This window comes from Massilia sp., assembly GCF_032106685.1.
GTDB lineage: Bacteria > Pseudomonadota > Gammaproteobacteria > Burkholderiales > Burkholderiaceae_D > Telluria.
Genome location: NZ_DAMCPG010000008.1, coordinates 1 through 9,177, shown reverse-complemented (window position 1 = coordinate 9,177; position 9,177 = coordinate 1). Strand labels below are relative to the sequence as shown.

The following is a 9,177-nucleotide window of genomic DNA, read 5'->3' as shown; positions in this document are numbered from 1 at the left end:
ACAGGCGGGTCATCGAGGTCGACAGGCTCGACTGGGTGCGACCGATCGAGTTTTGGGCCGACAGGGTGGCGGCGTTGGTGTGAAGGCTCAGCATGTGGATTCCTGTACAGGATGGATCGTTGGAAGGATGGACGCCGTGCGCGTCCTCAAAATGACAAGACGACCGTTTTCTTCCATCCATTAAATGATTCAAGGAAATTTTTTAGCGTCGGGTTGTACTTGTCAAACAACTACCACGCCTGGTTTCCGGATCGGCAACGCAACAAACGACCGGCCCCGGCGCCCGGCGGCCGGGCTGCCGCGGCGCCTGCCTTAAGGTAGAATATGGCCCCTTCAAGGCGGACGCCGCCTTCCTCGCCTCTTTTCCGGATAGACATGAACGCAGCAGACAACGCACCCGGCAGCGCATCGGCGCACCAGCACCCCGCAGCGGCGAGCTCGCGCCGCCTGTCGGTCGCGCCGATGATGGACTGGACCGACCGCCACTGCCGCGTGTTCCACCGCCAGATCACCCGTCACACCTGGCTGTATACCGAGATGGTCACCACCGGCGCGCTGGTCTACGGCGACGTCGAGCGCCACCTGCGCTATGACGAGGTCGAGCATCCGATCGCCCTGCAGCTGGGCGGCAGCGAGCCGGCCGACCTGGCGAAAAGCGCGAAGCTGGGACAGGACTGGGGCTACGACGAGATCAACCTGAACTGCGGCTGCCCGTCCGAGCGCGTGCAGAAGGGCGCGTTCGGCGCCTGCCTGATGAACGAGCCGCAGCTAGTGGCCGACTGCGTGAAGGCGATGCGCGACGCGGTGACGATCGACGTGACGGTCAAGCACCGCATCGGCATCGACCACAACGAAAGCTATGACTTCGTGCGCGATTTCGTCGGCACGATCGCTGAGGCCGGCTGCAGCACCTTCATCGTCCACGCCCGCAACGCCATCCTGAAGGGCCTGTCGCCGAAGGAGAACCGCGAGATCCCGCCGCTGCGCTACGACGTGGCCTACCAGCTCAAGCGCGATTTTCCGGAACTGGAAATCATCATCAACGGCGGCGTGAAGACCGACGACGAGATCGCGGCCCACCTGGCGCACGTCGACGGCGTCATGCTCGGGCGCGAGGCGTATCACAACCCTTACCTGATGGCGAACTGGGACGCGCGCTTCTACGGCAGCGAGGCTGCCCCGAAGAGCCGCGCCGAGGTGCTGGCCGCGATGGTGCCCTACATTGCCGACCAGCTGGCGCGCTACGGTAACCACGGCTTGAAGCTGAACAGCATCACGCGCCACATGCTGGGCCTGACCGCCGGCCTGCCGGGCGCGCGCGCCTTCCGCCAGATGCTGTCCGATCCGAAAAAACTCGCCGGCGGCGATCCGCGCCTGGTGCTGGAAGCGGCCGCGCATATCCGCGACCTCTGATCTTCCGCGCCTTCCGCTTCCTTTCCTTTCCTCTCCGAGCCGCGGTGGTGCGCCGTGCACCACCGCCGTGCACCCGCGCCCGAAACCGGGACATCCCGCGTCTTGTGACTATTATTCCTGTAGGAAATTTACTACACGGTCATCGGAATTTGTGTAGAAAGGTCCGGCCGAGCTTGCTCTCAGGCAAGACCCCATCCATAATTTCGTTTGCAACACTGAAGATTTGCTGAAGAAACGTTCCCGTCCCGTGAGGCGTTTCCTTCCAGATGCAGATTTTTTCTGACTCGACAGTCGGCTTTGCTTTATCCTTTCGGAAAACACAATTTCCGCAAGGGAAACTGTTGTCGAGCAGGACTTCACGCGGACATAACAATTCCAAAGCAAATCTGATCAACAGGAGAGGGAAGGGCGAGATGAATTTATCGAACATGAAGGTCGGGATGCGACTGGGGCTGGGTTTTGCCCTGGTGCTGGTGTTGCTGGTGGCTGTCACCGTGGTCGGCGTGCTGCGCATGGCCCAGATCCAGGACCGTCTCGATCACGTGGTGAGCGTGAACAACGTGTCGAGCCGCATGGTCATCGAGATGCGCAACAACGTGCAGGACCGCCTCGCTTCGCTGCGCGTGCTGACCCTGATGGCCGACCCGGCCGACATGGAGCCCGAGCTCAAGAAGTTCAAGGACCAGAGCGCCCGCTACAGCGAAGCCCAGAACAAGCTGAGCCAGATCTTCGCGGCCGACGGCAGCGACGCCGAAAAGGCGCTGCTGGTCGAGGTCAAGCAGCACGAGGCTGCCGCCCTGCCGGCCATCGCCAAGGCCTCGGAACTCTACCTGGCCAACAACGCCATGGACGCCACCCGCGTGATGGTGCGCGAAGTGCGTCCGGTCCAGAAGAAGTGGACCGAAGCCCTGGACAAGCTGGTCGCCCTGGAAGACAAGCAGAGCGCCCAGAGCCAGCAGGACGCCGCCGACGCCTTCGTCAACGCCCGTAACTTCATGGTCATCATGCTGGTCGTTGCCGTCGTCATGGGCGTGGTCGCCGCCTGGATCATCACCCGCGGCCTGCTCAAGCAACTGGGCGGCGAGCCCGACTACACCACGAAGATCGCCGGCAGCATCGCCCATGGCGACCTGGCGATCGCGATCGACACCAGCACCGCCGAGCGCGGCAGCCTGCTGGCCGAAATGAGCGAAATGCGCAACAGCCTGGTCAAGATCGTCGGCCAGGTACGCCGCGGCACCGAGACCATCGGCACCGCCTCGCGCGAAATCGCCGCCGGCAACATCGACCTGTCCTCGCGCACCGAACTGCAGGCCAGCTCGCTCGAGAAGACCGCCTCGGCCATGGAAACCCTGACCACCACCGTCAAGCAGAACGCGGACCATGCGCGCGAAGCGAACCAGCTGGCCGCGACCGCCTCGGACGTGGCGCGCAAGGGCGGCGACGTGGTGTCGCAGGTCGTGGGCACGATGGGCGAGATCAACAGCTCGGCCAGCAAGATCGCCGACATCATCGGCGTCATCGACGGCATCGCCTTCCAGACCAACATCCTGGCGCTGAATGCGGCCGTGGAAGCGGCGCGCGCCGGCGAGCAGGGCCGCGGCTTCGCGGTCGTTGCCTCCGAAGTGCGCAACCTGGCCCAGCGCTCGGCCGCCGCCGCCAAGGAAATCAAGACCCTGATCGGCGACTCGGTCGAGAAGGTCGAGCGCGGCAGCAAGCTGGTCGGCCAGGCCGGCGTGACGATGGACGAGGTGGTGGCGAGCGTCAAGCGCGTGACCGACATCATGAGCGAGATCGCCAACGCCAGCGCCGAGCAGAGCGCCGGCATCGAGCAGGTCAACATGTCGATCATCGAGATGGACAGCATGACCCAGCAGAACGCCGCGCTGGTCGAGGAAGCCGCCGCCGCCGCCCAGAGCCTGCAGGACCAGGCCGGCGAACTGGCGCGCGTGGTCAGCATTTTCAAGCTGGTCGAAGGCGAGGAAAGCCTGGCCGCGCCGGCGCCGGCAGCGGTTCCGGCCGCGCCGGCCGCCAGCGTGCCGGCGGTGCCGGCAGTACGTACGCCGCCTGCCCGCCAGGCGCGTCCGGCACTGAAGAAGCCGGCTGCGGAGGCCGCGCCGGCCAAGCCGAAGAAGGCGCCGGTTGCCGCCGGCAACGACGAATGGGAAGAATTTTAATTTACGGCGAATTTGCCGGTCACTCTGAAAGACCGCAGCAGTCAGCGGCACATTAACATTACTGGGATGAGAACCATGAACAAGCCTTACCTGAGCACCATCGTTACCCTCGTGTTCGCCACTTTCGCCGGCTCGGCATTCGCCGCCGAAGTCCCGGCGTCGTTCGACCCGTCGAAGTGCAAGGTCGAATATCCGAAAGCGTCGCTGATGAACGAAGAGCAGGGCATCACCTCGATGTCCTTCGTCGTCGGCGCCGACGGCAGCGTCGTCGATTCGAAACTGGAAAAATCGAGCGGCTTCAAAGGTCTCGACAAGGCAGCCCTGAAAGGCCTGTCGGCATGCAAGTTCAAGCCGGGCACCAAGGACGGTTCGCCGGCCCAGACCACAACTCGTGTCGACTACGCGTGGAAGCTGGACTAATCTGTCCGTTTTCCCCGACGATTGAAAACAGCCGGCCTTGCGCCGGCTGTTTTCGTTTCCAGGGTCGGGTGTCAGCCAGGTTTTGTTACAAACGCCTGCCTGATGCTTACCGATTGCTTACTTTTGCCTTGGGAAATGTTTCGAGTGTAAGAACTTGCATCAGTACTACTTTGCCCAGGAACGCCTGGCTATAGTGATCTCACACCGAACCAAAAGGAGCACGACCATGAAACGAATCCTCTTCACCGCAGCAGCCGTCCTGATCAGCACCGCCGCCTTCAGCCCGGTCCAGGCACAGCCCCGCACCGAAGTCATCATCGTGAAGAAGGCGCCGCCCGCGCCGCGCCACGAGGTGATCCCGGCAGCGCGCCGCGGCTTCGAATGGGTGCCGGGTTACTGGAACTGGACGGGTCATCGTTATACCTGGGTCAAGGGCCATTACGAGAAAGTGCGTCCGGGCTATGTCTACCAGCGTGCCGAATGGCGCCGCGACCGTAACGGCTGGTACCTGGAGCAGGGCGGCTGGCGCCACGGCGACCGGGCCGATCGTTTCAACAGCCCGCGCCGCGACCGTGACGGCGACGGGGTGCCGAACCGCTTCGACGCACGCCCGAACAACCCGCATCGCTACTGATGATGCGCCGTCCCGCGGACAGGAGCGGGCGGACGATCCACGCAAGACCCGGCGCCGCCGGGTCTTTTGCTTTCCGGCAGAGAAACTGCCTGTACAAAAAGCGACCGGTTGTTACAGGGCGATGGCGACGGTTGGGCGGCAAACGGCGCCTGGCGTGGCGTCAAACGGACACTTGTCCACTTACAACTATGCTTTCTGTATGATAAGTCGTTATGATCGGGAGGCCCCGCCTGTTCCCGATCATTCCCGTCATGTCCAGAAAGACTGCCCCATCAGTCGTGCGGCGACCCCGCCCGGTCGCCCAGCTGCTCAGTGCCCTGGTGCTGGTCTGCCTGCTTCCGGGCCTGGTCGGGATGGCGATCTTCCTGCTTGCCGAGTACCGCGAGGAAAGGCAGCGCTATACCGAAGGCACGGTCCAGATCGCGCGTTCGATCGGCCAGTCGGCCGACAAGCAGCTCCTGCATACCCAGTCCGTGGCGCAATACCTGGCCGATGCCGGCGAGTTGGCGTCCGGCGACCTGGACGCGTTCGTCCAGCATGCGAAGCGCGCGATGGCGGTGGCGTCGCCGACGGGCCAGGTCGTGGTCTACCGCCACGACGGTAGCCGCCTCATCAGTTATCCCGGCGCGGCATCGGGCAAGGTGGCGCCGCGCGACGATGCGCAGGCGGTGCAGCGGGTATTTGCGCGCGATGCGGCATGGATCTCGAACGTCGGCACCGACCAGCGCGGCGCGCCGGTGATCGGCATCCACGTGCCGGTCCGGCGCGAGGGCAAGGTCATCTACGCGCTGGCCATGTTCTTCCCGGCTTCCCAGTTGACGGCGCTGCTGCGCGAGCGCGCACTGCCCGGCGGCTGGCTCTCGACCCTGCTCGACGCCGAAGGGGTCGTCGCCGCGCGCAACCGTGGCGCCGAAAAGTTCGTCGGGCAGTTCGCGTTCGCCAGCTTGCGCGCCGCCATCGCGCGGCAGCCCGAGGGCAGCATCGAGACCACGAGCCTCGACGGCGTGCCGAACTTCACCGTGTTCGCGCGCTCGCCGCAGACCGGCTACACGGCCATCGTCGGCGTGCCGCGTTCGCAGCTCAGCGGCCCGCTGTTGACCCGGATGGCCTACCTGAGCGCGACCGCGGCGCTGCTGTTCGGCCTGGGACTGCTGCTGGCCCGCTTCATGAGCCGGCGCATCTCCCGGTCGATCCACGCCTTGACCGAGCCGGCCGCGGCGCTGGGTCGGGGCGCGCCGCCTCTGGTGAGGGCGGTGCATGTTTCCGAGGCGGTCGAGGTCGCCACGGCGATCGAGCGTGCCGCAGTACTGCTGCAGGAGCGCGATGCCGCGCTGCGCGCGCAGCGCGACGAACTGCAGCAGTTCAAGTTCTTCACGGAGCATGCCAACGAAATGCTGCTGCTGCTCGACGAGCGCGGCAACATCCGCTATGCGAACCGGATGACCTCCGAGCGCCTCGGCTACAGCCATGCCGAACTGCTGTCGATGACCCTGTACCAGATCGACCTGCCGACCACGCCGGAACGCTTGCAGGCAGTGTTCGCGGAGTGCCGCAGCGCGCAGAAGCCGCCGTTCGAACGCGTCTACCGCTGCAAGGATGGGGTGGATATTCCGGTCGAGATCACCGCCACCGTCCTCGAACACAAGGGCGAATGGCTGATGCACGTGGTGCCGCGCGATATCCGCGAGCGGCGCCAGGCCGAACAGGCGATCCGCTGGGCCGCCTCGCACGACGGCCTGACCGAGCTGGCAAACCGCGCGCAAGCGACCAGGTTCCTTGAGGAAGGGCTGGTGCAGGCGCGCAGCGCGGGAGGCAGCGGCGCGCTGCTGTTCGTCGACCTCGACCGCTTCAAGCCGGTCAACGACATCTACGGCCACGACGCGGGCGACCGCGTCCTGCAGGAAGTCGCGCGCCGGCTGCGCGGCTGCGTGCGTCATGACGACCTGCTGGCGCGCGTCGGCGGCGACGAGTTCCTGATTGTCCTGCCTTGCCCGGACGATTCCGCCCAGGCGGCGCGCCGGGCCGAGGACATCATCGATGCCGTCGCCCGACCCATCCGGCTCGGCAACATCGAGGTGATGCTGTCGGCCTCGGTCGGCATCAGCCGCTTCCCGCAGGACGGCGAGACCGCGAGCGCCCTGATCCATGCCGCCGACATGGCCATGCTCGCGGTGAAACAGGGCGGCCGCGCCGGCTACGCCTGGTATTCGGCCGAGATGGGTGTCCAGGCCCAGTTCACGCTGAACGTGGAGCGCCGCCTGCAGGCCGCGCTCGAGCACGGCGGGCTGCTGCTGCACTACCAGCCGGTCGTCCACCTGGCATCGGGCAGGGTCGACGGCGTCGAGGCGCTGGTGCGCCTGGACGATGGCGCCAGCCCGCCGGTGGGTCCCGCCACCTTCGTTCCGATCGCCGAAAGCTGCGGGCTGATCGCCCCGATGGGCGAGTGGGTGGCGGCGGAAGCCTGCCGCCAGCAGGGGCAGTGGCAGGCGGCCGGCCTGCCGCTGAGCGTCTCGGTCAACGTCTCGGCCCTGCAGTTCCGGCGCTCGGGCTTCGTCGGGCGCATCCGCGACGTGATCGATGCCACCGGCATCGCCCCGCATTGCCTGGTCATCGAACTGACCGAAACCGCCGTCATGGAAAACCTGGCCGAAGCCATCGGCATCCTGAACGAGGTGCGCTCGCTGGGCGTACGCGTCGCCCTCGACGATTTCGGCACCGGCTACTCGAGCCTGAGCATGCTCTCGACCCTGCCGCTGGATAAACTGAAGATCGACCAATCCTTCGTGCGCCGCATCGACACCGACCACGCCAGCCGCGCGGTGATCGACGCCGTCATCGCCCTGGCCAACAGCCTGGGCCTGGAACTCGTCGCCGAAGGCATCGAGACCGAAGCGGCCCTGCATTACCTGCGCGAGCGCGGTTGCCAGCTGGGGCAGGGGTTTTATTTCAGCCGGCCGTTGCCGGCGGCGCAGCTGGAGGAGTGGCACGCCGGGCGCTGAATATCGGGTGCGGGACGGGCCATGTCTCGGGAGGAAAAACAAAAAAAGGTTACAAGCCGAAGCATGTAACCCTTTTTGCTGAATTCTTGGGGTGGCTGATGGGACTCGAACCCACGACAACAGGAATCACAATCCAGCCGTCAAAAGCGAATTTTCCCTTTCTCTTCAAGACCTTGCATTTTTGACTTTCCAACGACTTCCCGAAAAACCTTACGCAACCATGCGGGTTTCAAGAGACCCGTTGGAAAATTTTCGGGCCGTGGAGAAAAGGATAGCACAGTAGAGCCTTGACTATAAACTTGCTCTCGTGGAAACATCACGAGTAGACTGGCGGGCAGCCTCCAATCAGGGAGACGCTGGTTAGTGAGGAGTTCTAAGTGACGTTCGATGACCTACATAAGAACCCATTTTTCGAGTTGGTAATGCATGATACCAACGCCTTGATGAAGTCAATGGGGTACAGGAACTTTGATGGCCCAGACGAAACAACGAATTTTAATGAGCTGCAGTTTTATGTTCAGCGAGTGGGATTCGCACTTTCGCACACATTTAGCTGGGTCCAACAACTGCATCAAGCGGTGCATTTTCTCACCGACTTCGGATACGGGAAAAGATCGTCAAATGTGAGAATAGACAGGGCGGCGCACCTGCTATTCAACATAGAAAATTACCTTATACGGCTGCAATCCACCTATGACCGCTGTCTGCAACTCACGAATAATGTCTTTCATCTTTGCATGAACGAAGAGCACGTAGGACATACTCTTATTGTTAGCAATCTACACGTTGCACGCACACAGGTGCCAAAGGCACTTAAAGCAGTGAGAAAGACTCTCGAAAAACATTCGCAAGCCCGACATCAACTAGTGCACAGGCACTCTCATATCGACGACGAATTGCGGAAGATCGAGTTGATGTATTTGCCCACAAAAGAAACATGGCCTAATGACGAGAAGCTGACTTTTGAACGCCTGGTTGTGCTTCGCGCGTACCGATCTCGGCAATTTACCGGCCGAAAAAAGGCAGAGTTCAAGGCGATAAACTCTGCTCTTGTTTCGTCGTTGGAGCCACTGTTTGCCGCACTTTTGATCGAATATAATCGTCAGAAATCGCGGCTCGAAAGGCTCACTTAGATATTCGATTTATTCCGTCGCCTTTGCGCGCCGCTCCATGCTCCGGTGGAGAAGGTCAAGGGGGTCTAGCTCCCTCCTTCTTGCCTAGGGTTTGCGATAAGGAGGGTTCGGATGTCCGATGGCAACGGAAGACCGGTATATTTGCGTATAAATCTCAGAGCTGCAATATCCTCAATCTCATTTCGCTCCTCCGGGTAGATTGATGGGTCAACGGAAAATTTTTCTAAGGCCAAATTAACTAAGGCGCGAACGCAAGCTTCAGCTAGTGGAATAAAATCGTCGATTGACTCGTGCGCCTCGGTTGAGATTGGAGCTCTCCTTGTGTGAGCGATATCCAAGGAGCTACGGAGCTTTCGCAAGCTTATTAATACGTCGATATATGTGGTATGCACTCCCCAGCT

The 9,177-nt window shown here is 62.6% G+C and carries 6 protein-coding genes and 1 pseudogene; 6 read left to right on the top strand and 1 reads right to left on the bottom strand.

Annotation, left to right across the window (positions count from 1 at the left end):
- A pseudogene (locus RT688_RS06915) lies at positions 1–94 on the bottom strand (Lateral flagellin); the annotation flags it as partial.
- A gap of 281 nt (positions 95–375) precedes the next feature.
- Here RT688_RS06915 and dusA point away from each other — a divergent pair.
- The 6 genes from dusA (at position 376) to RT688_RS06885 (ending at position 8,776) form a co-directional block, all read left to right on the top strand.
- A complete protein-coding gene (gene dusA, locus RT688_RS06910; protein ID WP_313704108.1) occupies positions 376–1,413 on the top strand; it encodes a tRNA dihydrouridine(20/20a) synthase DusA in 1,038 nt (345 codons plus the stop codon).
- A 413-nt stretch (positions 1,414–1,826) separates the two neighbouring features.
- Positions 1,827–3,590: a methyl-accepting chemotaxis protein gene (locus tag RT688_RS06905; RefSeq protein WP_313704107.1), complete on the top strand. Its 1,764-nt coding sequence runs from the start codon at positions 1,827–1,829 to the stop codon at positions 3,588–3,590.
- A gap of 75 nt (positions 3,591–3,665) precedes the next feature.
- On the top strand, positions 3,666–4,010 hold the full coding sequence (locus RT688_RS06900; RefSeq protein ID WP_313704106.1) for an energy transducer TonB: 345 nt from the start codon (positions 3,666–3,668) through the stop codon (positions 4,008–4,010).
- A 226-nt stretch (positions 4,011–4,236) separates the two neighbouring features.
- Complete coding sequence (locus RT688_RS06895; protein ID WP_313704105.1) at positions 4,237–4,644, top strand: hypothetical protein; 408 nt, start codon at positions 4,237–4,239, stop codon at positions 4,642–4,644.
- Between the two features lie 278 nt (positions 4,645–4,922).
- Entirely contained in the window at positions 4,923–7,643 is a 2,721-nt protein-coding gene (locus RT688_RS06890; protein WP_313704104.1) for an EAL domain-containing protein, read from the top strand.
- A gap of 422 nt (positions 7,644–8,065) precedes the next feature.
- Positions 8,066–8,776 (top strand): Cthe_2314 family HEPN domain-containing protein, encoded by a 711-nt coding sequence (locus RT688_RS06885; protein ID WP_313704103.1) that lies wholly within the window; start codon positions 8,066–8,068, stop codon positions 8,774–8,776.
- Positions 8,777–9,177 lie beyond the last annotated feature (401 nt).